This window comes from Streptomyces sp. NPDC003943, assembly GCF_053605265.1.
The window spans coordinates 17,403-41,559 of record NZ_JBSGIW010000078.1 but is presented as its reverse complement, the minus strand read 5'-3'; the positions used below and the strand labels follow the sequence as shown (position 1 = coordinate 41,559).

Annotated in this window: 22 protein-coding genes and 1 pseudogene; 9 read left to right on the top strand and 14 right to left on the bottom strand. The window is 74.1% G+C overall.

What is annotated here, in order from left to right; all coding sequences use genetic code 11:
- Nucleotides 1-95: 95 nt before the first annotated feature.
- The 5 genes from ACWEV0_RS27365 to ACWEV0_RS27345 form a co-directional block, all read right to left on the bottom strand.
- Nucleotides 96-1,460 carry an NtaA/DmoA family FMN-dependent monooxygenase gene (locus tag ACWEV0_RS27365; protein ID WP_453152178.1) on the bottom strand — a complete coding sequence of 455 codons (1,365 nt, stop codon included), beginning with the start codon at nt 1,458-1,460 and terminating at the stop codon, nt 96-98.
- Nucleotides 1,457-2,593, bottom strand: coding sequence for an LLM class flavin-dependent oxidoreductase (locus ACWEV0_RS27360; protein WP_453152176.1), 1,137 nt, complete (start codon nt 2,591-2,593; stop codon nt 1,457-1,459). Before ACWEV0_RS27360 ends, ACWEV0_RS27365 begins: the two co-directional genes overlap by 4 nt.
- A 591-nt stretch (nt 2,594-3,184) precedes the next feature.
- Nucleotides 3,185-3,769: a nucleosidase gene (locus ACWEV0_RS27355; protein WP_453152175.1), complete on the bottom strand. Its 585-nt coding sequence runs from the start codon at nt 3,767-3,769 to the stop codon at nt 3,185-3,187.
- 24 nt (nt 3,770-3,793) lie between these two features.
- A complete protein-coding gene (locus ACWEV0_RS27350) occupies nt 3,794-5,200 on the bottom strand; it encodes a vWA domain-containing protein (RefSeq protein WP_453152174.1) in 1,407 nt (468 codons plus the stop codon).
- Nucleotides 5,197-6,066, bottom strand: a complete 870-nt coding sequence (locus ACWEV0_RS27345; RefSeq protein ID WP_453152173.1) for an AAA family ATPase — start codon at nt 6,064-6,066, stop codon at nt 5,197-5,199. The genes ACWEV0_RS27350 and ACWEV0_RS27345 overlap by 4 nt, the downstream gene beginning before the upstream one ends.
- Nucleotides 6,067-6,236: 170 nt before the next feature.
- Between ACWEV0_RS27345 and ACWEV0_RS27340 the strand changes: the two genes are divergently transcribed.
- From ACWEV0_RS27340 to ACWEV0_RS27325, 4 genes are all read left to right on the top strand, one after another.
- Nucleotides 6,237-7,517, top strand: a complete 1,281-nt coding sequence (locus tag ACWEV0_RS27340) for a PP2C family protein-serine/threonine phosphatase (RefSeq protein ID WP_453152171.1) — start codon at nt 6,237-6,239, stop codon at nt 7,515-7,517.
- 84 nt (nt 7,518-7,601) lie between these two features.
- Nucleotides 7,602-7,979 carry a luciferase domain-containing protein gene (locus ACWEV0_RS27335; RefSeq protein WP_453152169.1) on the top strand — a complete coding sequence of 126 codons (378 nt, stop codon included), beginning with the start codon at nt 7,602-7,604 and terminating at the stop codon, nt 7,977-7,979.
- 311 nt (nt 7,980-8,290) lie between these two features.
- On the top strand, nt 8,291-9,166 hold the full coding sequence (locus tag ACWEV0_RS27330) for a YhjD/YihY/BrkB family envelope integrity protein (RefSeq protein WP_453152168.1): 876 nt from the start codon (nt 8,291-8,293) through the stop codon (nt 9,164-9,166).
- A gap of 129 nt (nt 9,167-9,295) precedes the next feature.
- Nucleotides 9,296-9,796, top strand: coding sequence for an NUDIX domain-containing protein (locus tag ACWEV0_RS27325; RefSeq protein WP_453152167.1), 501 nt, complete (start codon nt 9,296-9,298; stop codon nt 9,794-9,796).
- An 80-nt stretch (nt 9,797-9,876) separates the two neighbouring features.
- Here the strand turns inward: ACWEV0_RS27325 and ACWEV0_RS27320 are convergent, their stop codons facing one another.
- Nucleotides 9,877-10,410, bottom strand: a complete 534-nt coding sequence (locus tag ACWEV0_RS27320) for an AMIN-like domain-containing (lipo)protein (protein WP_453152166.1) — start codon at nt 10,408-10,410, stop codon at nt 9,877-9,879.
- Nucleotides 10,411-10,615: 205 nt separating this feature from the next.
- Here ACWEV0_RS27320 and ACWEV0_RS27315 point away from each other — a divergent pair, with 205 nt between their 5' ends.
- Entirely contained in the window at nt 10,616-10,837 is a 222-nt protein-coding gene (locus ACWEV0_RS27315) for a hypothetical protein (RefSeq protein WP_453152165.1), read from the top strand.
- Nucleotides 10,838-10,970: 133 nt separating this feature from the next.
- Nucleotides 10,971-11,468 (top strand): peptidylprolyl isomerase, encoded by a 498-nt coding sequence (locus ACWEV0_RS27310; RefSeq protein WP_453152164.1) that lies wholly within the window; start codon nt 10,971-10,973, stop codon nt 11,466-11,468.
- 54 nt (nt 11,469-11,522) lie between these two features.
- Here ACWEV0_RS27310 and ACWEV0_RS27305 read toward each other — a convergent pair whose 3' ends face one another.
- From ACWEV0_RS27305 to ACWEV0_RS27290, 4 genes are all read right to left on the bottom strand, one after another.
- A complete protein-coding gene (locus ACWEV0_RS27305; RefSeq protein ID WP_453152163.1) occupies nt 11,523-12,293 on the bottom strand; it encodes an alpha/beta fold hydrolase in 771 nt (256 codons plus the stop codon).
- A 110-nt stretch (nt 12,294-12,403) separates the two neighbouring features.
- The gene (locus tag ACWEV0_RS27300; RefSeq protein ID WP_453152162.1) at nt 12,404-13,243 is read right to left on the bottom strand and encodes an NAD(P)H-binding protein; all 840 of its coding nucleotides are present in this window, start codon (nt 13,241-13,243) and stop codon (nt 12,404-12,406) included.
- A 136-nt stretch (nt 13,244-13,379) separates the two neighbouring features.
- A complete protein-coding gene (locus ACWEV0_RS27295; RefSeq protein ID WP_453152161.1) occupies nt 13,380-13,631 on the bottom strand; it encodes a type B 50S ribosomal protein L31 in 252 nt (83 codons plus the stop codon).
- A gap of 114 nt (nt 13,632-13,745) precedes the next feature.
- Nucleotides 13,746-16,262 carry a SpoIIE family protein phosphatase gene (locus ACWEV0_RS27290; RefSeq protein ID WP_453152159.1) on the bottom strand — a complete coding sequence of 839 codons (2,517 nt, stop codon included), beginning with the start codon at nt 16,260-16,262 and terminating at the stop codon, nt 13,746-13,748.
- Between the two features lie 136 nt (nt 16,263-16,398).
- Between ACWEV0_RS27290 and ACWEV0_RS27285 the strand changes: the two genes are divergently transcribed.
- Nucleotides 16,399-17,163 (top strand): alpha/beta fold hydrolase, encoded by a 765-nt coding sequence (locus ACWEV0_RS27285; protein ID WP_453152157.1) that lies wholly within the window; start codon nt 16,399-16,401, stop codon nt 17,161-17,163.
- A 127-nt stretch (nt 17,164-17,290) separates the two neighbouring features.
- Nucleotides 17,291-18,949, top strand: coding sequence for a GMC oxidoreductase (locus tag ACWEV0_RS27280; RefSeq protein ID WP_453152156.1), 1,659 nt, complete (start codon nt 17,291-17,293; stop codon nt 18,947-18,949).
- Nucleotides 18,950-19,016: 67 nt separating this feature from the next.
- Here the strand turns inward: ACWEV0_RS27280 and ACWEV0_RS27275 are convergent, their stop codons facing one another.
- The 4 genes and pseudogenes from ACWEV0_RS27275 to ACWEV0_RS27260 all read right to left on the bottom strand — a co-directional run.
- Complete coding sequence (locus ACWEV0_RS27275; RefSeq protein ID WP_453152155.1) at nt 19,017-19,496, bottom strand: carboxymuconolactone decarboxylase family protein; 480 nt, start codon at nt 19,494-19,496, stop codon at nt 19,017-19,019.
- A complete protein-coding gene (locus ACWEV0_RS27270; protein ID WP_453152154.1) occupies nt 19,493-20,572 on the bottom strand; it encodes an NAD(P)H-dependent amine dehydrogenase family protein in 1,080 nt (359 codons plus the stop codon). Before ACWEV0_RS27270 ends, ACWEV0_RS27275 begins: the two co-directional genes overlap by 4 nt.
- 116 nt (nt 20,573-20,688) lie before the next feature.
- Nucleotides 20,689-22,440: a hypothetical protein gene (locus ACWEV0_RS27265; protein ID WP_453152153.1), complete on the bottom strand. Its 1,752-nt coding sequence runs from the start codon at nt 22,438-22,440 to the stop codon at nt 20,689-20,691.
- Nucleotides 22,441-22,618: 178 nt separating this feature from the next.
- Nucleotides 22,619-23,071, bottom strand: a pseudogene (locus ACWEV0_RS27260) (GNAT family N-acetyltransferase); the annotation flags it as partial.
- Between the two features lie 455 nt (nt 23,072-23,526).
- Here ACWEV0_RS27260 and ACWEV0_RS27255 point away from each other — a divergent pair.
- Nucleotides 23,527-24,048, top strand: a complete 522-nt coding sequence (locus tag ACWEV0_RS27255; RefSeq protein ID WP_453152152.1) for a L,D-transpeptidase family protein — start codon at nt 23,527-23,529, stop codon at nt 24,046-24,048.
- Nucleotides 24,049-24,157: the final 109 nt, after the last annotated feature.

Here is a 24,157-nt window from a genome sequence, read left to right as displayed (position 1 = left end):
GGCGACACCACCAAGGACGTCACGGTCTTCAAGGACACCCTGACCGAGGCGCTGAACGCGGTGTCGCCCGGCCCCTCGCCCGGTGTCCGAACGGTTCAGGACACCGGCCTCAAGCCCAGGTGCTCGCGCAGCGTCGTCCCCGTGTACGCCGTCCGGTATGCCCCCCGCTCCTGGAGCTCCGGCACGAGCAGCTCGACGATGTCGTCGAGGCCGTCCGGGATCAGATACGGCGTGATGTTGAAGCCGTCGACGGCGCCGTGCCGGGCGAAGTGGGTGAACTTGTCGGCGAGTCCGGACGGGGTGCCGACGTGCCCGCGCTGCGGACCCAGCTCGATCACCGTCTCCCGCAGCGACCAGCCGTTCGCCTCCGCCCTGGCCCGCCACTCGGCGACCACGGCCCGCGGGTCGCGGACCCGCGCCGAGCCGAACGCGCCGGTGTTCTCCACGATCACCGGATCCTCGGCGGGCAGCGGCCCGTCGGCGTCCCGCCCCGACAGGTCCAGGTTCCACAGCCGGCCCGCGATGGCGAGCGCGGTGGCGGGCGTGACCTGTTCGAGGCGGATCCAGCGGGCCTTCTCCTCGGCCTCCTTCTCCGTCGCGCCGATGATGATCTCCGTGCCCGGCAGGATGCGCAGCGCGTCCTCCGGCCGCCCGGCCGCGCGCAGCCGCCGCCGGATGTCCTCGGCGAACGCGAGCGCGTCGTCGAAGTCCTGGCCGTGTGCGGAGAAGATGACGTCCGCGTTGCGCGCCGCGAAGTCCCGGCCCGCGGGCGAGTCGCCCGCCTGGAAGATCACCGGATGCCCCTGCGGGCTGCGCGGCTGCGTCGGCGTCAGCTCCACGTCGAACTGCGGGCCCGCGGCCCGCACCTGACCGATCGTGCCCGGCACGGACCAGGTGCGGGCGTCGGCCGACTCGGCCGTCGCCCCGTCCGCCCAGCCGTCCCAGATCGCCCGGGCCAGCCGGAGGAACTCCTCGGCGCGGGTGTAGCGGTCGGCGTGGTCGAGGAAGCCGCCGCGGCGGAAGTTGGCCCCGGTCCAGGCGTTGTCCGTGGTGACGACGTTCCAGCCGGCCCGGCCGCCGGAGAGCAGATCGAGGCTCGCGAAGCGGCGGGCCAGGTCGCCCGGCTCGTTGAAGGTCGTGTTGGACGTCGAGACGAGGCCGATCCGGTGGGTGACCGCGGCGAGCGCGGACAGCTGCACCAGCGCGTCCGGCCGCCCGGCCACGTCCAGCTCGTGCACCCGGCCGTCCGTCTCGCGCAGCCGCAGCCCGTCACCGAGGAAGAACGCGTCGAACAGCCCGCGCTCGGCGGTCTGCGCGATCCGGCGGAAGGAGGCCGGATCGATCTGCGAGCCGCTCTCCGGGTGCGACCAGACGGTCCAGTGGTTGACGCCCTGGAAGAACACCCCGAAGTGCAGCCGGGCGTCGGGGCGGGGCACGTCCTGCGGGTCGGTGCGCGTCATCGGTTCCCCTCCAGGGAGGCGGTGGCGGTGCCGGCGGCGGTGGCGAAGCGGCTGTCGGGGCGGGGGAGTCCGAGGGCGGTGCGGAGCGTGGCGCCGGGCAGCGGACGCGCCGCCACCCGTCGTACGAACAGCTCGGGCAGCACCAGGCGCGAGAGGACCGCCAGGTCCTCGTCCAGGACCAGCGGACGCAGCCGCACCCCGTCGACCAGGCCGCTCAGCTCCTCGAGGAGCGCGACCAGTCCCCGCGCCGGGCCGGTGTAGCGCAGCCTGCCCGGTGGCCTGCCGGGCGCCGTGTCCCACGAGGCGTACCGCTCCAGGTCCGCGATCCGGTCCGCCGCCGACTCGGCGGGCGTGTCCAGGGCCACCTCGATCTCGGCGAACGCGAGCGGAGCGCCCGAGGCGGCCGCCGCCTCGCCGAGCAGGGCGGGGGAGGCGCCCTCCACCAGGGCGACGTCGACGAGTTCCGGGGGCACGAGCCCGGCGGGCGCGAGCACCACGGGCCTGCCCTGCGGCGGGCGGGGCACGATCGCCGGGCCCTTCACGCTGTACGTCTCGCCCTCGAAGTCCACGTAGTGCAGCCGCTCGCCGTCCAGATAGCGGCTCGTCGCCACGGACCGGATGACGGCGTCGTCCTCCCACGAGTCCCACAGGTCACGCACCACGCGCACGCCGTCGACCGCCTCCCGGCGCAGCGCCGCCTGGCCCTCCACCCGGGGCCGTCCCCAGGCCCGGGCGGCCTCGGCCGTCTCCTCGACGCCCACGACCCAGCCGGCCCGGCCGACCGAGACGTGGTCGAGCGAGGCGAGCCGGGTCGAGACGTGGAACGGTTCGGCGTAGGTGGTCGCCACGACCGGCGCGACGCCGATCACGCTGGTGGACGCGGCGATGTACGCGGCCCGCTCGACGGCCCCGAGCCGCCCCGCCGGGCCGCCCGAGGCGGCGGAGCCGGGCGGCAGGATGTCGTCGTCGAGCGTGACCAGGGTGAAGCCGGAGTTCTCCGCGACGGCCGCGGTCCTCGCGACCCGACGCGGTGTCAGCAGGGCATCGGGCGCGTGCGCGGCACGGCGCCAGGCGGCCGGATGGGCACCGTCGCCGTCGATCTCGACGGCCAGGTGCAGGGGCGGATGAGGCATGGGAGTCCTTCCGAGAGGCTGAGGCGACAGGGCGGGCCGTCACCGGGCCGGTCCGGAGGCACGTCTCCGTGTCGCCACCTCCGCATGCGCAGGGCGACATGAGGGCATGACGGCACGCGGCCATGGCGAGGAGGCGATACGGAGGGAGCTCAGCGGGAGCGCGGCACACGACGGCCCGAGACGGCGGCGCGGCGGCCGAAGGGGAACGGCTCGCGCGGCGGTCGGGCGGTGATCAGCGGTGTGCGGAAGGACAGATGGCGGAGGCGGTGCGGCAGAAGTCCACGTGCCGCCGGCAGCTCAGCAGGGCCCCGGCCCGCACGGCACGACGGCCACGGCGCTGCGCGGCGCTCGGTGCGTGCACGGTGGCCTCCACGGGTCCGGAAGGGAACCGCCCCAGCTTAGGCAGGGGCGGTTCAGCGATGTCAAGGGAGGTCCGAGGAACGGCACGACGAAGTGCACGTGTCCCGGGGCGGGTTGGGGAGCGCGCGCAGTCCCAGACGCCGTCAGGGATGGGTGCGGTGCCGGGCTCCGCCCCCGTCAGGGGCCGTGAGGCGGGTCTCAGCCACCGCCGCAGGCGGGCCGGTACCCGGCTCAGCTCCGGTACGGCGTGTTCGCCTGCGCCCAGTCCGCGAGCGCCCGCGCGCACTCCGCGACCGACTCGCGCCAGCTGCGGCCCGCGCCCTCGCCGGCGTCGTCACTGACGTGCTTGACCATGCGCAGCGGGACCCCGGCGAGCGCGGCAGCCGAGGCGAGCGCGTAGCCCTCCATGTCGACGAGGGCGGCGCGGGCGGCGAGGCGCTCGCGGGACGCCTCGTCGGCGATGAACGCGTCGCCGGTGGCGAGGACGGCCTCGCCGCCGCCGGCCAGGGTGAGCGGCGCGCCGTAGGTCTCGCCGGTGAGGGTGGCGAGGAGCTGCCCGTCGAAGTCGTGCTGGACCACGGTGCCGATCAGATGCGTGCCGGTCCAGCCGGGGCGCAGCGCGCCCGCCGTGCCGAGGTTGACGACCTCGGAGGGCCGCGGCCCGCGGGCGAGGGCGGTCGCGAGCACGGTCGCCGCGTTGACCTTGCCCATGCCGGTGAGCAGCACGGGCAGGTCGGTGTCGAGGTGCTGGGCCTCCTCCTTGACCGCGAGGACGAGGAGCGGGCGGCCGGTCGTTATCTCACCGATGAGTTCCATGCGAGCCACGGTACCCGCTGCCGCTCACACGGGGAGCAGCCGTCCGACCAGGTCGGCGAGCTGGCGGGCGTTCCGGCAGGGGCGCATGTCGACGAGTTCCGCGTAGGCGTGGGCGACGGAGTCGCCGGTGGACCAGAGCGCGGGCTGTTCCGGGTTCAGCCAGTACACCCGGCGGGCCCCGTCCGCGATCCGCTTCAGGGCCGGCAGGTTCGGGTCGCTGCGGTTGGTACGGGCGTCGCCGAGGACGAAGACGACGGTGCGGGGGCCCAGCGCGTCCGCGTACCGCTCGGCGAACTCGCCGAGGGCCGTCCCGTAGTCGCTCTGCCCGTGCCAGCCGGTCAGCTCCGCCTCCGCGAGGATCCGCTCGCCGAGCCCGGCCGGGTCCGCGCGGCCCCGGGCCACCAGGTCCGTCACCTCGTCGACCCGGTTGACGAAGGCGAACACCCGCACCCGGCTGAACTGGTCGTGCAGCGCCTGCACGAGCAGCATCGTGAAGTGCGCGAAGCCCGCCACCGAGCCCGACACGTCGCACAGCAGCACCAGCTCGGGCCGCCCGGGACGCCGCTGCCTCAGTACCGGCCGCATCGGCACGCCGCCGGTCGACAGGGAACGCCGCAGGGTGCGCCGCAGATCGATCTCGCCGCGCGCGGCCCGGCGGCGGCGCGCGGCGAGCCGGGTCGCGAGCCGCCGCGCCAGCGGCCGTACCGTACGCCGCAGCTCGTCCAGCTGGGCCCGGCCGGCGAGCAGGAAGTCGACCCGGTCCGGGGTCGCCTCCACGGCCCGCCGCGCCACCCGGTCGCGGCCCTGCCGCTGGGCGACCCGGCGGCGCGCCTCGGTCCGCACCCGTTCCCGGAAGTCCTCGATGCGCCGCCGGATCTCGTCGTCCGCGAGCCGGTCGGCGAACTCCGCCTCGCCCACGTCCTGACCCGTCTCCTGCCGCAGCGCCGTCCGGATCCGGGCGAGCAGGGTCTCGGGGCGCAGCCGGGACAGCGTCTGGTACGAGGACCAGCCGTCCGAGCCGGGCGTCGCGCCGTAGCCGCCGAGCATCCCCACGGCCTCGCCGGCCAGCCGGGTGAGCCCGGTGTCGTCGCCCGCGGCGAGCGCGGCGGCGAGCCGGTCCCGCAGCTCCCCGAGCTCCGCCGCCGGGTCGCCCGCCCCGGGGCCGGGCTCCTGCTCGCGCCCCTCGACGAGCGGAAAGTACAGGTCGAAGACCCGGTCGAACACCTTCCGCTGGCCCTCGCCGTGCAGCAGCGTCGCCGCGAGCGCCTCCCGCATCCGCTCCCGGTCCTCGAAGCCCACCGCCGTGAGCGCGAGCCCGGCGTCGACGGTCTCGCCGGTGCCGATGCCGAAGCCGTGCGCCCGCAGGGCCTGGACGAGGCCGGTGACCCGGTCGGTGATCCTTTCGGGATGCGGTTCCCGGCCGGCGGTCACACCGCGTCCAGGTCGAGCTTGGCGGCCGCCTTCTGGATGTCCTCCTGGTGCTTCAGGATCACGCCGAGGCTCCGCCGCACGACCTCCTCCGAGAGCGCGCCGGCGCCGAGCGCGAGGAGGGTGCGGGCCCAGTCGACGGTCTCCGCGACCGAGGGCGCCTTGCGCAGGTCCATGGCCCGCAGCGCGCCCACCACCCGGACCACCGAGGCCGCCAGCGCCTCGTCGATCCCGGGCACCTTGCCGCGTACGATCCGGCGCTCCAGCTCCTCCTCCGGGAAGCCGATGTGCAGGAAGAGACAGCGGCGGCGCAGGGCCTCGGAAAGCTCGCGGCTGGCGTTCGAGGTGAGCACGACGAAGGGGCGGCGGGTCGCCGTGATCGTGCCGAGCTCGGGCACGGTCACCTGGAAGTCGCTCAGGACCTCCAGGAGCAGCCCCTCGACCTCCACGTCGGCCTTGTCCAGCTCGTCGACGAGCAGCACGGTCGGCTCGTCGGAGCGGATGGCGGTCAGCAGCGGCCGCGCGAGCAGGAACTCCTCGCCGAAGATGTCCGTGCGGGTCTCGTCCCAGCTCTCGCCGCGGCCCGCGGTGATCCGCAGCAGCTGCTTGGCGTGGTTCCACTCGTACAGCGCCCGGGACTCGTCGACGCCCTCGTAGCACTGCAGCCGTACGAGGCGGGCCCCGGCGACCCGGGCGACGGCCTTCGCCAGCTCGGTCTTGCCGACCCCGGCGGGTCCCTCGACGAGCAGCGGCTTGCCCAGCCGGTCGGCGAGGAAGACGGCGGTGGCGACGGCGGGCGAGGCCAGATAGCCGGTGGCGGCGAGGCGTGCGGCGACGTCGTCGACGGAGCTGAAGTACCCGGTCGTCATGGCTGTTCCCCCGGAGTGCGAGCAATGGTTACCGGCCAGTAGTCGCAGCGTAGCGTCCGGCGCGTCATCATGCGACGGCCTTGCTCCCGCCGCTGGTCAGGGGGCGCCGCGCGCGGTGCGGGCGGGCCGCTGATGGAATGGGGGAGAGGCGGAACGGTGGTGGAGGTGCGGTGTCGGAACGAGCAGGGGAACGGTTCCTGCCGGCGGGGGAGCCGGCGGGGGAGTACGAGGCCGTCCTCGCCCGGCTCGACGCTCTGGAGCACGCCGCCACCGAGATAGGGACCCGGCTCGACGAGCGGGTCATCTGCGCCGAACTGGCCGGATTCCTGGTCCGCCGAGTCGCCGGGGCCGCCGCCGTCGACCTCCACCCCCAGGACGGCGCGCCGGCCACTCCCGGACCCGCCGCCGTGGCCGGAGACCCGGCCCTGCTGAAGGACACGGCGGATGCGGCCGCCGAGGGCGCGGGCACCGAGGGCGCGGCCGCTGAGGGCGCGGGACCTGAGGGTGCGGGCACTGCGGGCGCGGGTGCTGAAGGCCCGGGCGCCGTCGGCCGCGGCGCCCCGCCCGCCGCCGCCGTCCTCGCCGTGCCGCTCCTCGCCGCCACCGGGGAGGAGCTGGGCCGCGTCCGGGTGGCGCGGGCCGGCGAGGGCTTCTCCGGGCACGACACGGCCGTGGTCGCCCATGCCGCCCGGCTCGCCGCCGTCCACCTCCGCCACGCCCGCCGGCTCGCCGCCACCGAGGCCACCGCCCTGCACCTGCAGCGCGCCCTGGTCGCCGAACCGGGCCGCCCGCACCCCAACCTGGAGATCGCCGGCCGTTATCTGCCGGCCGGGCCGCGCACCCTCGTCGGCGGTGACTGGTTCGAGACCGTACGGCTCCACTTCGGCCGCAGCCTCCTCGTCGTCGGCGACGTCATGGGCCACGGTCTGGACGCCGCCGTCGACATGAACGCCTACCGCGGCGCCCTGCGCGAGGTCGCCGCCACCGACCTGCCGCCGCACCGGGTGCTGCGCCAGCTGGACGCCGTCGTCGCCGAGGACGAGGCCAGGCGCCCCGCCACCTGCCTGCTGATCCAGGTCGACCCGGCCCGCGCCACCGCCACCTTCGCCAGCGCCGGCCACCTCCCGCCCGTCGTCTTCGCCGCCGACGGCTCCGCCGAACTGGTCGACCTCCCCGTCGGTCCGCCGCTCGGCACCGGCCTCGGCGGCTACGAGCCGGCCGTCCGCACCCTCACCCCCGCCGACACCCTGCTGCTCTTCACCGACGGCCTGGTCGAACGGCGCGGCGAGGACATCGACGCCTCCCTCGCCCGGCTCGCCGCGCTCCGCCTGCCGGCCGGCTCCGGCCCGGAAGCGGTCGTCGACGAGGTGCTGCGCCGGCTCGACGCGCACACCGCGGAGGACGACGTCGCCGTGCTCGCCGCCCGGGTCCGCGAACGCCCCGAATCCTGAGGCGAGTAGACGGTTTTCGGCCCCGGCGGATTTCTTTCGGCCGGACGCTTGTGCCGGTCCGCGCGGCGCGGCACTCTCCTCGGTATGAACACAGCCAGGCACGCCAGTGAACGCCTGATGAGCTGGCCCTCGCTGATCGCCGACCGCACGCCGTGCGGCGCCGAGCTCGGACTGCGCACCGCGACGCAGGAGATCGTGCACTTCCACGGCGAGCACGAGGCCGAAGTCCACCTCACCCGTGCCATGATCGCCCGGCTCCGGCCGGCCCTCCTCGGCTCCAGCGCGCTCCGACTGCGCGCCGGCTCCGGCTGGGTGACGGTCCGTCTGGACACCGGATCGGACATCGACCTCCTGGCGACCCTCGTGAGCGCCGCCCTCCAAGCCACCGGGGCCCCGTACCCCGGCGACGACACCGCCCCCGACCACTGCACCCACACCGGGCGCCCGTACGCCCGCTTCTGACACCTCACCCGACACCGGACACCCGGACACCGGACACCCGGACACCCGGACACCGGACACCCGGACACCGGACACCCGGACACCGGACGCCCGGGCACCAGACACCGGAGCCACGGAACCGGCGCCTCGAAACCGGAGCTCCGGAACCGGCGCCTCGAAACCGGAGGTCCGGAACCGGCGCCTCGAAACCGGAGGTCCGGAACCGGCGCCTCGGAGCCGGAGCTCCGGAACCCGGCCTCTTCCGGCCCGGCCCCACCCGTTCGGCGGCACGCCGGACGGGTTCGGCCGGTGAGCGGGGTACCCCACGAGGCATGCCCCCCACTTCCGGTGCGCCGCACGACGATGTCCCCAGCGAGCACGGCCATTGGTTTCCCCGGCAGTACGCCCGCGTCCTCGCCTCACCCGTCGGGCTGGTGTGGAACCGCGGGCGCGAGATGGAGCTCATGCACCGCGCCATGGGGTTCGCCGCGCTCAGCCTGCTCACCCTCATCCCGCTCCTCATCGTCGTCGCCGCCGCCGACCTCGCCAGCGGCCACGGCTTCGCCCGCTGGCTCATCGAGGGCCTCGGCGTCTCCGAGGTCTCCCGGGAAGAGGTCGAACGGCTCTTCGGGCAGCCGGGGGCGGCCCTGGAGCGCACCACCGCGTTCGGTCTCGCCGCGCTCGCCGCCTTCGGCGTGACCTTCGGCTCGGCCGTCCAGACCGGCTACGAACGCGTCTGGGACCTGCCCACCGCGCGCTGGCACACCATGTGGCGCCACGTCGTCTGGCTCGCCGTCCTGGTCGCCGCGCTCCTGCTCTTCGTCGCCGCCCCCACCCCGGAGCAGTCGTCCACCGGCGAAACCGTCCTGGTCGCCGCCGCCGACCTCACCGGCACCTTCGTCTTCTTCTGGTGGTCGCAGCGCTTCCTGCTGTGCGGCCGGATCCGCTGGCGGGCCCTGCTCCCCGGCGCCGTCCTCACCTCGCTCGGCCTGCTCGGCCTGCGGGTCTTCTCGCAGTACGTCTTCTCCCCGCTCATCGCCTCCAACGCGGTGACATACGGACAGTTCGGCACCGTCCTCGTGCTCCAGTCCTGGCTCGTCGGCGTCGGCTTCGTCGTCTACGGCAGCGCCCTCGTCGGCCGTCTGGTCCACGAAATCCTCCTGCTGCGCCGCCTCAACCGCGAGCCGCCCGGCTCGGAACAGCCCTGAGCCCCCATGGGTCCAGAGGCGATGCCCGTGATCACACGATCCGGTGATGACCGGGCTCAGGGCCCGGCCGGGGCGCTCCGACCGCTTGGATGGGCGGTGATCCATTCGCCTGCCGAGAGAGAGCCGCCCATGGCGAACACCTGGCTGCCGCCCGCCGAGTTCATCGCGACGCTGCCGAGAGCGACCGCGTACGCCTGCCTCTACTTCACCGACACCCACGGCCGCCCCCTCCAGCTGCGCGCGGCCTTCGAGCCCGGGGTGTGGCAGTGGCCCGGCGGGAACATGGACCCGGGGGAGACGCCCTGGGAGACGGCCGTCCGGGAGTGCCGGGAGGAGACCGGCCTGGTGTACGAGGGCGAACCGCGGCTGCTCGCGGCCCACTTCGTCACCGACCGTGGCGAGCAGTGGCCGGCCAACCACATCGGGTTCATCTTCGACGGCGGCGAACTGTCCGACGAGCAGATCGCCGCCGTGGTCCTCGACCCGGCCGAACACACCGAGTACCGGCTGCGGACCCTTGCCGAGTGGGAGGCGGAGATGAAGCCGCGCTCCTTCCGCCGCCTCGCCGAGGTCGACCGGGCCCGCAGGACCGGAGCCACCCTGTACCTGGAGTCCGGCCACGACTGGTGAGCCGGGTCCGGCCGGGGATACGGCGAGGGGCGGTGACCGTCGCCGGACGGTCGCCGCCCCGGGGCGGGGCCCCCGCGGAATCACCGCTGGCAGTGGGGCATCGGGTGGACCGGGTGGGCGATGTCGAGCACGAAGCGCTCGGGGGAGTGCAGCACGAAGGACTTGTAGACGGGCTTGGTGTGGAAGGCCGCTCCAAAGGTGACCACGCCCTCGAAGTCGCCGGTGAGGGCGACGCCCCTGAGCGCGGGCAGATGGATCCTGACCAGCCGGGGTCCCTGGTAGACGGACTGGCCGGCGGCGTTGTGGGCGGTGGCGGGCGAGAGCTTGATCTCCAGGAAGAACCTCCCGGGGAGCGGGACCCGGTTGCCCGAGCCGTCGTAACGCAGCACCTTCACGGGCTTGACGGTGACCGGGGGCATCTTGCCCCGGACGTCGACGACGAGCCGGTCGAAGGTGGGGTGACCGCCCCAGCGGACGTCGACGACCTGGGCCGTGGCCGGCGGGGTCGTCGTACGGGGCGGTGCGGCGGTGGCGCCGGTGGGGACGGTGGCCCCGATCCCGGCGGCGAGGAGGATGCCGGCGGCCGTGGCCGCGAGGCTCTGACGGTGGAGCATGACGTCCCCCGGCTTTCTTCTGCGACGGGGACAGTGGTGTCACTGGGAGAGACATCCGCCTCAACTATACGGTTCCTCCCGTTCTGTGTTTTTCTTCCGATTCGTTCGTGTACGGGTGTATGGCCGCGGGCGGACGAGGTGGGGCGTACGGGAAAGGGCGCGGGCGCCCCCGTAACCTCGGCGCTCCTCGGCAGTTGACCAGGCCATGAAGAAGCGCAGCATGCTCGCCATCGCCTCCCTCGCCGCCGGTGTCGTCACCGCCCTCGTCAGCCCCACTCCGCACGCCTCCGCCGCGGAGAGCAGCAGCCCGGTCGACGGGATCACCGGCCTGCTCCAGGAGGACCAGGGCGCCGGCGCCCTTCTGCACGGGACCGTCGAGAAGGCCGGTGACACCGTCCAGACCCTGCACACCGGCGGCCTGATCTGACCGCTCACGCGGCGTGCTTCCGCGCCCCCCACCGTCCGGCCTGAAGGGCGGCGCGGGGCGCGTTCACGCCGCCGCCACCCGAGAGGCGGTGGCCCGTGCGCGCGCAGTACCTGGGAAATGACAGGATGTCCCCATGAGCGAGAACGTTTACTTCGACATCACCATCGACAAGCAGCCCGCGGGCCGGATCGTCTTCAAGCTGTACGACGACGTCGTCCCGCAGACCGCCCGCAACTTCCGCGAGCTGTGCACCGGCCAGAACGGCTTCGGTTACGCCGGCTCCCCGTTCCACCGTGTCATCCCCCAGTTCATGCTGCAGGGCGGTGACTTCACCAACGAGAACGGCACCGGCGGCAAGAGCATCTACGGCGAGAAGTTCGCCGACGAGAACTTCGAGCGGAAGCACGACCGTCCGGGTCTGCTCTCGATGGCGAACGCGGGCAAGAACACCAACGGCTCCCAGTTCTTCATCACGACCGTCGTGACCCCGTGGCTCGACGGCAAGCACGTCGTCTTCGGCGAGGTCGTCGAGGGCATGGACGTCGTCACGAAGATCGAGGGCCTCGGCACCCCGTCCGGCCGCACCAAGGGTGACATCCGCGTCGCCAAGTCCGGCATCGTCGAGGGCTGACCCACTCGACCACCCGCCCCCGTGCCGCACCGGCCCGGGGGCGGTCGCACGCCGTCAGGCGAGCGCCTCGGCCAGCGCCCGGGCGAAGCCGTCCGGGTTGTCGATCGTCAGGTTGTGACCGGCAGCCGGGACCACGAGCACGGGTATGCCCTCCGCCGCCACCTTCTCGGCATCGGCGTCCGGCAGACTCGCCTCGCCCACCAGGAACGCCCGTGGCCGCTGCAGCGCCGTGAACAGGTCACCCGCCGCCGGCACCGAACCCTGCACCAGCGCCACGGCGCTGCGGTGCACGGCCAGCGGATCCGCGAGCCGCAGCCGCGCCGCGTAGTCCGCCCGCCGCTGCGAGGCGAGCATCGCCGCGAAGCCCTCGCGCACGAAGGACTGCTCGTCCTGCGCGGCGACCGGGGAGGAGAACATCCCCCCGCCCGGATACAGGTTGGGCTCGGCCACCACCAGCCGGTCCACCAGATCCGGGCGCGCGGCGGCGAGATGGACCGCGACGGCCCCGCCCATCGAGTGCCCCACCAGCTCCACCCCGCTCAGGCCCTCGTGGTCGAGGATCCGGGCCACGACCGCCGCCTGGGACTCCATCCGGTAGTCGAAGCCGCCCGGCCGGTCGCTCAGCCCGAAACCCAGCAGATCGACCAGGATCGAGCGCCGCCGGGCCAGCGCCGGGTGCACCGCGATGTGCGCGAAGTCCGATGTGCCGGTGCAGCCCAGACCGTGCACGAACACCCGCGCCGGCCCCTCGTCGGCGCCCTGGGTGCCCGGCAGATCGAGCCATCGCACGCAGGCCCCCACCTCCGCCAGATACAGCTCCCGCATGATCCCGCCTCCCGTCGTCACCCCGCAGGGCCGGCTCCCCACCGGCACCGACCACCGTACGAGCCACCACTGACAACGCCCCGGAACAGGCCGGACAGGCCGGACAGGACTCAGGCGAAGGCGGCCGCGTTGCGCTCCGCCCACGCCGCGAACGGCCGCCCGGCGCGGCCGAGCACCCGGGCCACGTCCGGGCTCACCCGCTGCTCCTCCGCGCTCGGCTCGCCCAGGACCGACAGCATCCCGTCCACGGCCGGCTCCGGCAGGAACCGCACCAGATGGGCGCGCGCCTCCGCCCGGGTCTGCGCCACGAACCGCACCGGCGCGTCCACCGCCCGCGCGAGCGCCGCCGCCTGCTCACGGGGGCTCACCGCCGCCGGGCCGGTCAGCACGTACGTACGCCCCTGATGCCCGTCCTCGCGGAGCGCGGCGGCGGCCACGTCCGCGATGTCCGCCGGGTCGACGACCGGCAGCGCCACATCGGCGAAGGGCGCGGCGACCGTCCGGGCGGCGCGCACCGACTCGGACCAGAGGAAGGCGTTGGAGGCGAAACCGGACGGCCGCAGAATCGTCCACTCCAGGCCCGACTCCCGTACCGCCGTCTCGAAAGCGCGCAGCGGGGCGTGCGACGGCGAGTCCGGGCGGGTGGCGATGAGTTGCGAGGACTGCAGGACGATCCGGCGCACCCCTGCCGTCACGGCGGCGGCGACGATCGCGCGCGGATCCAGCTCCGCACCGACCCCGGCGACCAGCAGGTACACGGCGTCGGCACCCGCGAACGCGGCGGCCGCCTCCGACGGCCGGGCCAGGTCGGCGGCCCGGTGCCGTACGCCCTCGGGCAGCGGCGCCGTGCCCGCCCGGCGGCTCACCGCCGTCACGTCCTCGCCGGCCTCCGCGAGAGCCGCCACGAGCAGCTGTCCGACGTTCCCGGTCGCTCCGGTGACCACGATCATGATGGGTTCCTTCCAAGAAGATTCAGGAAGTGACCCGGCGGGGCGGAAAGCTCCCGCCGCGGTCACATCACTCATCCTGGAAGGCGAACCGGCCATCTCTTGGCCACTTTTCCGAGCCTGTCCGGAAGCGCTGGGCTCAGCCGTCGTCCTCGCCGTAACGGCGCTCGAACTTCGCGATCCGTCCCTCGGTGTCCACCGTCCGCGCCTTGCCCGTGTAGAAGGGGTGGCTCTCCGACGAGATCTCGACGTCCACGACCGGGTACGTCTCGCCGTCGTCCCACTCGATCGTCTGCTCGCTCGTCGCCGTGGACCGGGTCAGAAAGGCGAACCCGGCCGACCGGTCACGGAACACCACGGGCCGGTACTCCGGCTGCTTGTCCTGCTGCACATCTCCTCCTCGAACGGCCTGCCGGCGATCCCCCGGTGCTGCCAGCCTCCCCGCGCACCGTCCGAGCGACCACGCCGCACATCCGACCGGGTGACGGCGACGGCCCGCCGGACGTCACGGTCGGTGGCCGCGCTGTTCCCAGCGCGCCGCGAGCAGCAGTGCGATGTCGTCCGGGCGGTCCGGGGCCTGCCGGGCCTCGCGCATCAGCCGGTCGGCGGTCTCCGCGAGGGCGGCCGTGCCGGTCGCGGCGAAGCTGCGGCGCAGCCGCTCGATGCCCTCGTCGATGTCGGTGCCGGGCCGTTCCACCAGGCCGTCCGTGAACAGCGCGAGGACCTCGCCCGGCCCGAGCCGCAGCCGGGTCACCGGATAGGTGGCGGTGTCGTCGACCCCGAGGACCACGCCGCCCGCCAGTTCCACCACCTCCGCCGTGCCGTCCGACCGGCGCAGCAGCGGCTGTGGATGCCCGGCCCTGGCCGCCTGCGCCTCGCCGGTCGCCGGGTCGAGGGCGATGTAGCAGCAGCTCGCGAACTGGCCCGGGTCCAGGTCGATGAGCAGCCGGTTGGTGCCCCGCACCACGTCCTCCGGCGGGTGCCCGCCGAGGGCGAACGCCCGCACGGCGCTGCGCAACTGACCCATGGTCGCCGCCGCGGCCACCCCATGGCCCTGGACGTCGCCGATGACCAGGGCCAGGTGCCCGGGGAACGTCTCGATCACGTCGTACCAGTCACCGCCCACGTCCATGCCCTGCGTGCCCGGCAGATAGCGGCCGACGGTCTCGACGCCCTCGTACACCGGCAGCCGGTGCGGGAGCAGCGCGTCCTGCAGCCCGCGGGCGAGCGCGGACTCGGAGTCGTACCGCTGTGCCCGCTCCAGGGCCTGGGCGATCAGGCCCGCGAGCGCGGTGAGCACCGTTCGCTCCTCGGCGGTGAAGCCGCGCGGTTCGTCGAAACCGAGGATGCAGGTGCCCACCGGCCGGCCCGAGGCGATCAGCGGCAGGAACGCCCGGGCGCCCGACTGCGCGTCGAGGGGCATCCCCGGATAGGCCGTGCCGAGCTGCTCCATCGACTCGAAGAACAGCGGCCGTCCGGTCGTCAGCGTCTCCACGCCGGGTACGTGCGCGTCCAGGCCGACACCGTCGAACGGCTCCAGGAAGCCCTTCGGGAAACCGGTCTCCCACGCCATGTAGAGGTGCCGCTCGCTCAGGAGATAGATCGCCAGCTGTCGGCCGCCGAAGGCCGGCAGGAGCTCATCGGTGACCACCGCGGACACCTGGCGGGCCGTCACCGCCTCGGAGAGGGCGATCGCCAGCGCCACCGGACGGTAGATCGCCGCCGCCCGGCCCTCCGGGGAGGAGAGCCCGTCGCCCTCACCGATCGGCGTGACCCGGAGCGGCCCGGCCGGGTCGCTCTCCGGCTCCATGACCAGCGTCACCCCGTCGTGCCCCGGATAGAGCGAGAGCGACAGCCACTCGCCGCGCCCCGGGTGGGCCAGGAAATGGATGGGCTGGTCCGAGAGCAGCGCCCCGCGCAGCTGCTCCTCGTGGTACGGGTGGGCGAACCACGGCAGGGCCTCCCACAGCGGCAGCCCGGCCAGCGCCCCGCGCGGCCGCCCGAGCAGCGCCTCGGTGCGCTCGTTGACGTACGTGATCCGGCCCAGCCGGTCGATGGCGAGGATCGCCCGCGGCAGCCGGTCGGTGGCGTCCGAGCCGACGAGCCCGCTGCCGAGGTCGACGAGCGAACCGGTGATCACGTTCTCGTCCCGGCCGCTGCGCAGCGGGCGCGCCGTGACCTCCAGGAGGTGCAGCCCGCCGTCCGGCCCCTTCAAGCGGATCCGGCGCGCCGCCGGGCCGCCCGAGTCGGCGGCCTGCCGGGCGAGCGCCCACAGGGCGTACGCGTCCTCCGGCACGAGCCGGGCGGTCAGCGCCTCCACGGTCCACGGGAACGGCGTGGGCTCGCCGAGGATCTCCCGCAGCCCCGCGTCCGCGTTGACCGTGCCGGTGGCCAGGTTCCAGTCGAAGTAGCCGATCCGCACGGGCGGGGCGATACGGGCCGGGAGCTGTACGGAGACCGGCTCGCCCGGCCACTCCACCAGCGTGCCGTGTCCGGCCAGTCCACCGAGGGTGACTCCGAGCCGCCGCGCCTCCTGCGTCATCCGGGCCCGGTCCCGCGCGTCGACCGGTACTCCGGGCGTCGGGGCGCGCAGCACCACGAGGACCCCGAACCGCTCGCGGCCGCCGACGACCGGCGTGTAGAGGGAGGCGAAGGGGAACGGCAGGCTCGCCACGAGCTGCGGAAACAGCCGCATGGCCTCCTCGACGTCCCCCAGGTGCACCGGCTGCCCCGAGCGGTGGGCCTCCGCCACCGGGAACGGGCGGTTGACGTGCATCCGCCACCACGGGCGGAACAGCGGCGCCGGCAGCCCCGCGAGCACCGCGAGGCGCAGCAGCCCCGGTGTCCCGGACTGCAGGTAGACCCCGCCCGCGTAGCCGCCGGCCGCCTCGACCGCGCGCAGCACCGACTCCGCGAGCACCACCGTCAGGGCGTCCGCCGCGGGCCCGTCGGCACCACCGCCCCGGGGCGGCGGCCCGGGCCCGGCCGACGGGGCGGGGCCTGCCGCGCCGTACGACGTCACACAGCCAGGATGCGCCCGCCCGGAAGCCTCACGCATCCGGAAACGGCGGCTCCCGAACCACTCTCCGGGGGCATTGACCCCGGCCGCCGCCGCTCGCGAGACTCGGGCCCTACGGATCTCACGACCAGGGGGCACGATGACCGGCCGGGTTCTTCCCTACGACGTGGAGGGCAGCGGTCCGAGCCGCGCCCTGGTGCTGCACAACTGGTTCGGCGACCGCACGAGCTTCGCGCCGCTGCGCGAACACCTTGACGGGTCCGCCGGGACCTACGCCTTCCTGGACTGCCGCGGTTACGGCGAGGCGATCGACGCCGACGGCGCGTACACCATGGAGGAGGTCGCCGCCGACGCCCTCGCCGTCGCCGACGACCTCGGCTGGGACACCTTCTCCGTCGTCGGCCACTCCATGGGCGGCAAGGCCGCCCAGCTGATGCTGCTCGACGCGCCCGAGCGGGTGCGCTCGGTCGTCGGGATCTCCCCGGTCTCCGCCGCCGGCTTCCCCCTCGACGCCGACACCTGGGAGCTGTTCGCGGGCGCCGCCGAGAACCACGGCAACCGCCGCGCCATCATCGACAACACCACCGGCGGCCGCTACGACGACGCCTGGCTCTCCGCCCTGGTGGACCGCTCGGTGACCCGCTCCTCCGCCACCGCCTTCCGCGCCTACCTCGACTCCTGGTCGCGCACCGACTTCCACGAGCGCGTCCGCGACAACCCGGCCCCCGTCCTGCTCGTCGTCGGCGCACACGACCCGGCCCTCGGCGCGGACGCCATGGAGTCCACCTGGCTGCGCTGGTACCCCAACGCCCGCCTCACGGTCCTCCCGGACGCGGGCCACTACGCCCCGGAGGAGACCCCGAAGGCACTGGCGGACGCGATCGAGGGCTTCCTGGCGGCCTGAAGGGCGAGCGCCGCACGCGCGTACAGGAGGACGGAACCCGGCCGAAGTTACCCGTCGGTTTCTCGTGACTTCCCAAGAACCCGCCAGTAGAACATGTTCCCATTCACTCCAGAGTGAGGAACATCACGTGAGTGACAGATCCTTTCCGGCCTCGGCATCCAGAGGTCTGACACGTCGTCGGTTCGTCACGGGAACCGGTTCTCTGCTGGGCGGTCTCGCGCTCGCCGGCCACGCCGGCACGGCGAGCGCGGACACCACCGCCACCACCCCCGCCGGGCTCTGCGCGCCCATTCCGGACGGGGCGCGGGTGCCCGCGCTCGTCGTCGGGACCGGGTACGGCGGGTCCGTGGCGGCGCTGCGGCTCGCGCAGGCCGGGGTGGACGTGCACATGATCGAGATGGGGATGGCCTGGGACACGGCCGGGTCCGACGGGAAGATCTTCGCCAACACCACCAGGCCCGACTACCGCTCGTTCTGGCTGCGCACCCGCACCAAGCAGCCGATCAGCCAGTTCCTCGGCTATCCGCTCGACAAGGACGTGCCCCTCTACACCGGCATCCTCGACGCCGAGGACTTCGCCGGCATCACCGTCTACCAGGGCCGGGGCGTCGGCGGCGGATCGCTCGTCAACGGCGGCATGGCCGTCACCCCGCGCCAGGAGGTGTTCCCGAGCCTGCTGCCGACCGTGGATCCCGGCGAGATGTACCGGGTCTACTATCCGCGCGCCAACGCGGGCCTCGGTGTCACCTCCGTCGACCGGACGTGGTGGGAGAACGCCGACTGCTACCAGTACGCGCGGGTCGGCCGCAAGCACGCCGAGCGCTCCGGCTTCCCCTTCGTCTTCGTGCCCAACGTCTACGACTGGGACTACATGAAGCAGGAGGCCCTCGGGGCCGTGCCGAAGTCCGCCCTGGACGCCGAGGTCATCTACGGCAACAACCACGGCAAGAAGAGCCTGCAGAAGACCTATCTCGCGCGGTGCGCCGAGACCGGCCGGGTCGCCGTCTCGCCGCTGCACAAGGTCACCGGCGTCACGCCGGCGGCCGGCGGCGGCTACACCGTCACCATCGACCGCCTCGACACCACCGGGACCGTCGCCGAGACGAAGAGCGTCACCGCCGACCGGGTGTTCTTCGCCGCCGGCAGCGTCGGCACCAGCAAGCTGCTCACCCGGCTCAGGGCCACCGGCGCGCTGCCCGCGCTCAACGACCGGGTCGGCAAGAACTGGGGCGACAACGGCAACGTCATGTGCGGCCGGGCCAACCACATGTGGGACCCCACCGGCACGCTCCAGTCCTCGATGCCCACCGCGGGCATCGACAACTGGGACCGCGGCGGCGCCTTCGCCGAGGTCGCCCCGCTGCCCACCGGCATCGAGACCTACGCGTCCTTCTACCTCTCCATCACCCGCACCCCGCACCGCGCAGAGTTCAGCTGGAACCCGACCACCGGACGCGTGGACCTCGGCTGGGACCGGGCCTGGAAGCAGACCTCCATCGACGCGGCGAAGACCATCTTCGACACCATCAACGCCAAGGAGGGGACGATCTACCGGACCGACCTCTTCGGGGCCTACAAGATCTGGGGCGACCATCTCACGTACCACCCGCTCGGCGGCGCCGTCCTCGGCGAGGCCACCGACAACTACGGCCGGCTGTACGGATACGACGGGCTGTACGTCATCGACGGCGCTCTCATCCCGGGCAGCACCAGCGTCAACCCGTTCGTCACGATCACGGCGCTCGCCGAACGCAACATCGAGCAGATCATCGCCACCGACCTCTGAGGGCGGACGGACGGGGTACGACGGGGGCCGGCCGGGAGATCCCGGCCGGCCCCTCTGTCGGTACGGTTCAGTGCGTCGGCAGCACGCACACCGTGTCGAGCCCGAGCACCCGGTTGAGCCGGCCGAACGCCAGCCACGAGCCCAGGCTCATCGTCAGCTCCACGATCTCCACCTGGCTGTACGCGGCCGTCATCCGCGCCCAGAACTCCTCGTCCAGGTTGTGGTGGTCCAGCGCGTACCGCTCCGCGTACTCCGCCGCCAGCCGGGTCCGCTCGTCGAAGACCTCCGTCGTACGCCACTGGAGGACCGCGTCCGCGAACGCCGCCTCGACCTTCTCGCCGTCCCGGTCCGTGCGCCAGTCCAGACAGAACCGGCATCCGTTGATCTGCGCGATCCGCAGCCGCGCCGCCTCGAACTCGCGCAGCCCGAGCGTCGTATGGGCGTACACGGACAGCGAGAAGTTCGCCGCCGCCATCCCGATCCCGGGCACCATGTCGCCCCACACGTACCCGATCGGCTCCTGCCCCTCGGGAATGTCGATGATCACCGCGGTCTCCTTCCCAGCTTCCCCACCGCCGGGCGCAACGGCACGTCCAGCGCGTCGTACAGCCCCGGCTCCGCCTCCACCAGCCAGTCGACGGCCCCCACGAGACGGCCCACGGCGGTCGCGTTCCCGCCCGCGGACCGGTTCTCGCCCTCGTCCGACGCCTCGACCGTGACCTCGATCCGCGGCCGGCCCTCGACGATCACCCGGTGCGCCCCCGAACCGTCCGGCGGCACCGGCCAGTCCGGGGCGCAGTCCGGATGGATCCGGGTGACGTGCTCGATCACCAGGCGCGGCTCGCCGTCGACGATCCCCTGCACCTCGAAGCGCACCGCGCCCTGGGTCCCCGCCGCGAACTCGCCCATCGTCCGGGTCCGCACGGTCGCCGCCAGCGGCCGCCGCTCGAGCGTCTCGCGGATCTCGTCGAGCTCGACGCCGAGCGCCCGGGCCATCAGCCGCAGCTGGCCGCCCCACACCATGGTCGGCACGGAGGGCAGCAGCATCGGCGGCTCGTACTCCATGGGCTGCCCCATGCCGACCAGGAGGCGCACCGACTCCTCCTGCTCGTACGTCGAGTAGTCGAAGATCTCCTGGCAGCGGATGGCCTCCACGGTGGAGCCCAGCCCACTGACCAGGAGCGGCAGCACGTCGTTGCCCCAGCCCGGGTCCACGCCCGAGGCGAACAGCGAGCCGCCGCCTTCCTTGACCGCCGCCAGGACGGGCTCGCGGAACTCGGGCGGCGCGCTCCGGTGGTCGTACAGCGGATAGAGCGCGGGCGTCACCACGACGGCCCCGGCCCGTACCGCCCGTACGACGTCGGCCAGCGCCTCGTCGGGGCGCAGGTCGCCGGACGCCGCGTACACCACGGCCCGCGGCGCCCGGGCCAGGACGGTGGCCACGTCGTCCTCGGCGACGACGCCGAGCCGGCGCCCGAGCCCGGCGAGCTCGCCCGCGTCCCGGCCGACCTTGGCGGGGTTCGCGACGAGGACGGCCGAGAGTTCGAGCGCCGGATGGGCGTCGACGGCCCGGATGGCCGCGCGCCCGACATTTCCGGTTCCCCACACCACGGTCGGAATCATGCGCGGAGGGTAGCGCCGGGGCGGTGAGGTTCCCAGAGGTGTGACGCGGCAGATCTGACGGATCGTCAGTCACGTGGTCCGTCATGCAGACAGGCAGGGTCGGGCCGGCCGTCGTCTCACGGTGGCCCGGCGTACCCCCTCGGGTCCTCCTGCTCGAGCCGCCGCAGTGCCGACGCCGCCCGCTCGGCCGGGGGAGCCCCGTCCTCGGGCAGCCGCCAGACGAACTGCGACCCCGGCTCGTCCGACCCGGCCGAACCCGCGCCCGCGCCCGTGTCCCTGAACCACACGCCCGTCGCGTCCGGGTCCCGGTAGTCGGCACCCGCCCAGTCGAACCGCACCCCCCAGCGGGCGAGCAGCTCCGGGCGCTCCCGCAGCGCCGCGGCGATCAGCCGGCCGGTCGTGCGGGCCGGCCACGACCAGCGGTCGTCGCCGGCTGCCCGGGCGACCTCGGCGTCGTAGGCGGCGGCGTCGAAGCGGTACGCGGGAAGCCCGGGTGCCGGCGCGCCGGACGGGAGCCGGCCGGGGTGACGCCAGTCGCGCCACACCACCTCATCGCCCTCCCGGGCCACCGTCACCCACAGCGCGCCGCAGCAGCCCTCGGTGCACCACGCCTCCGCGAGCTGCACCTCTCGCGGCTCCTCGGAGGCGCGCAACGCGCCCCTGTCGAGGAAGTACTCGGGCGGATTGCCCGAGCCGCGCCCGAAGACCGCCGGCACCAGCGGACGGCCGTCGACGAGGAAACGGGTCTCGACGCTTTCCGTGACGTCGGCCGGGTCGCGCGAGAGGATCTCGATCCGGAGCCGGGTGGGCGGCTCCGGTGCCCGGAAGACCCGCTCGGTGGTGTAGCGCAGCCAGGCCGCGCGACGCCGCACGGCCGGCGGCGCGTCCGCGGCGGGTTCCGCCAGGGCGTGGGCCCAGGCGGGGGCGGCGAGCAGTGACCCGAGCGCGTCCAGGAGCTGTTCGCGCTGCCCGTCCCGCCAGGGCAGCAGATGCGTCGGCCCGCTGTGCAGGTCCACGGCGAGCGAGAGCAGCACGGCGGCGTGTCCGACGGTCGGCGGGAGCGCCGAGGCGCGCCGGACCAGGGCGTCACAGGCCGCCACCGCCTCGCCGTAACCGAGGATCTCGGCCTCGTAGTCCTGCTGACTCGCCATCCGGACGAGCAGCCGTGCCGCCTGGGCGAGGAGGCGCGGATCCACCGGGTCCCGGTCGAGGAGGCCGGCGAGGCCGGTGGCCTCGGCGATCCGCCGGGCCGGTGCGGGCCCGACGGTCCGGGCGTCCAGGGGCTGCGCGATCAGCAGCTCACGGACGTCCGGCACCGGGCGGGACAGCAGCGCGTCCACCATCGGGCGCAGCTCGGGACCACGGACCCGGGTGTCCAGCCAGCGCAGCGCGGCGGTCCGCGGATCCAGCCGCTCCAGGGCCGTCACCGCCAGGCCGGAAAGCCTGCGCAGCCGGGACAGCACCTCCAGATACGGCACGTCCTCGGGTTCGCCGAGCCGCCGCAGGAGCGCCAGGCCGAGACTCACCGATCGGCGCGCCGTGCCCGTACGGACCAGTCGGCGGCCGATCGCACGGGCCGCGGCCTCGTCGTCGAGCGGCAGGGACAGGGCGGCTGCGACCAGCGGGCCGGTGCGGACGGGGAGTTCGGCGAGCCGGCGGTGGAGCTCGTCGAGCGCCGCCGGGGTGTCGGGCCCGGCGAGGAGCGGACCGAGGGATGCCCTTACGGCAGCGGTGGCCTTCCGGCCGCGCAGCCCCGGGGCTTCCGGCTCGGGTGGTTCGTCGGGGAGGGCGTCCTCCGGGGCGCGGAGGGCGCATTCGTACAAGGGGGGCCGGGAGTTGAGCGCCGTGCGCTCTTCCTGGGCGCTCACCGGGCGGAGGGGTGCTCGATTCTGTCGATCATGGGCCGATGATGCCGCACCCCGGGCGACCGGTCCAGTGAATTCACGGCCGCGGCCGCTCTGGTGCGGTCCCGTTCGCGGTGCTGTCCGCGGACTCGCCCGCCGGATCGTCCGTGGTCCCGTCCGCCGTCTCGTCCGCCGTCTCGTCGAGACGCAGCGTCACGAACGGCACCGTGTCGCCCGGCAGCAGATACCGCTCCGTCTCCACGAAGCCGCGTGCCAGCGCGAACCGCAGTCCCTCCGCATTGCTCGCGAGCACCACCGTCTCCACGCCCGCCCCGCTCAGCGTCCGGGCCTGCGTCAGGCCCTGCTCGTACAGCGCCGTCCCGTACCCCCGTCCCCGGTGCTCGGGCAGGATCCGGGAGATGACCGTGGCAGCGGGCGTCTCCCCGTCCGGCGGGCGGACGGTGGAGCAGCCGACCGGTACGCCGTCCGCGTAGGCGACGGCCAGGCGGTTGCGGCCCGCGCGCTCGCGCACCTCGGCCGTGGAGAGCGGCGCCGTGGGGATGACGGCGTTGTGGATCAGCCGCCAGTCCGCGAGCAGCGTGGGTGCCGCCGCGGCGTCGGCCGGGTCGACGGGAATGATGCGCAGGTCGGTCATGGCGGGAGGTAACCCGTGCACGTGTCACCCCGTCAACTGCTTTACCCGGGTCGCTCGGATGAGTGAGGGCGTACGGGCGGGGCGACACGCCCGCGTACGGACCGGGTACGCATGGCGGCACTGCCCGCTGTCACGGAGGTCGCCGATCCATGCCCGTCCGCAAGGGCACCGCCACGGTGCTGACCTGCGCCCTGACCGCGACCCTGGCTCTGACCGGCTGCGCCGCGGCGCAGCGACCACCGGCCGCCCCGCCGGCCAAGGGTCCGGCGAGGCCGCCGGCACAGGCCGGTCCCCATGCCACCCACCGTGCCCCTGCCCCAGCCGCTGCCCCTGACCGTGCCCCTGCTCCTGCCCGTGCCCCCGCCCCTGACCGCGCCCGTGCCCCTGCCCGCATCCCGGGCGTCGGCCCGGTCACCCAGGCCCGGATCCCCGACGACGCAGGCCAGGTCCTCGTGGTGCGCGGGGACAGTGCCGACGGCAACGCGGCCACCGCCGTCCTCTACGACCGGGAGCCGGCCGGCCGATGGCGCAGGGCCGCCGGACCCTGGACCGGCCACAACGCCCTGAACGGCTGGACCGACGACCACGTGGCGGGTGATCTGCGCTCGCCGACCGGAGTCTTCCGGCTCGGCGACGCGGGCGGCCGGCTTCCCGACCCCGGCTCCCGCCTCCCGTACGACCAGGACGAGGAGTTCGCCGTGTCGGGCACCGGCTTCCTCGGCGAGGACCTGGAAGGGTCCTTCGACTACGTCGTCGCCATCGACTACAACCGCGTCCCCGGCACGACGCCATTGAACAAGGAGCGTCCGCTCGGCCCGGAGAAGGGCGGCGGCGTCTGGATCCACGTCGACCACGGCGGCCCCACCCAGGCATGCGTCTCGCTGCCCCGCGAGAACATGGAGGAGCTGCTGCGCGTCCTCGACCCGACGCGCAGGCCGGTCGTGGTCATGGGCCCGGCGCCGGTCATCGCCGGCTGAGAACGCCGGAGTCGCGGAGTTGTTCCGCCCAGTGGAACGCGCGTAGAAGAGCGGCGGGCGGGCGCGGCAGAGTGTGGGTGTGCCGAGGGGAAACGGCACGAGCGGCCCC

Coding starts and splice junctions, on each gene's coding strand:
- ACWEV0_RS27365 (WP_453152178.1), bottom strand. CDS start 1,460: ATGACGCGCACCGACCCGCAGGACGTGCCCCGCCCCGACGCCCGGCTG.
- ACWEV0_RS27360 (WP_453152176.1), bottom strand. CDS start 2,593: ATGCCTCATCCGCCCCTGCACCTGGCCGTCGAGATCGACGGCGACGGT.
- ACWEV0_RS27355 (WP_453152175.1), bottom strand. CDS start 3,769: ATGGAACTCATCGGTGAGATAACGACCGGCCGCCCGCTCCTCGTCCTC.
- ACWEV0_RS27345 (WP_453152173.1), bottom strand. CDS start 6,066: ATGACGACCGGGTACTTCAGCTCCGTCGACGACGTCGCCGCACGCCTC.
- ACWEV0_RS27335 (WP_453152169.1), top strand. CDS start 7,602: ATGAACACAGCCAGGCACGCCAGTGAACGCCTGATGAGCTGGCCCTCG.
- ACWEV0_RS27330 (WP_453152168.1), top strand. CDS start 8,291: ATGCCCCCCACTTCCGGTGCGCCGCACGACGATGTCCCCAGCGAGCAC.
- ACWEV0_RS27325 (WP_453152167.1), top strand. CDS start 9,296: ATGGCGAACACCTGGCTGCCGCCCGCCGAGTTCATCGCGACGCTGCCG.
- ACWEV0_RS27320 (WP_453152166.1), bottom strand. CDS start 10,410: ATGCTCCACCGTCAGAGCCTCGCGGCCACGGCCGCCGGCATCCTCCTC.
- ACWEV0_RS27315 (WP_453152165.1), top strand. CDS start 10,616: ATGAAGAAGCGCAGCATGCTCGCCATCGCCTCCCTCGCCGCCGGTGTC.
- ACWEV0_RS27310 (WP_453152164.1), top strand. CDS start 10,971: ATGAGCGAGAACGTTTACTTCGACATCACCATCGACAAGCAGCCCGCG.
- ACWEV0_RS27305 (WP_453152163.1), bottom strand. CDS start 12,293: ATGCGGGAGCTGTATCTGGCGGAGGTGGGGGCCTGCGTGCGATGGCTC.
- ACWEV0_RS27300 (WP_453152162.1), bottom strand. CDS start 13,243: ATGATCGTGGTCACCGGAGCGACCGGGAACGTCGGACAGCTGCTCGTG.
- ACWEV0_RS27285 (WP_453152157.1), top strand. CDS start 16,399: ATGACCGGCCGGGTTCTTCCCTACGACGTGGAGGGCAGCGGTCCGAGC.
- ACWEV0_RS27270 (WP_453152154.1), bottom strand. CDS start 20,572: ATGATTCCGACCGTGGTGTGGGGAACCGGAAATGTCGGGCGCGCGGCC.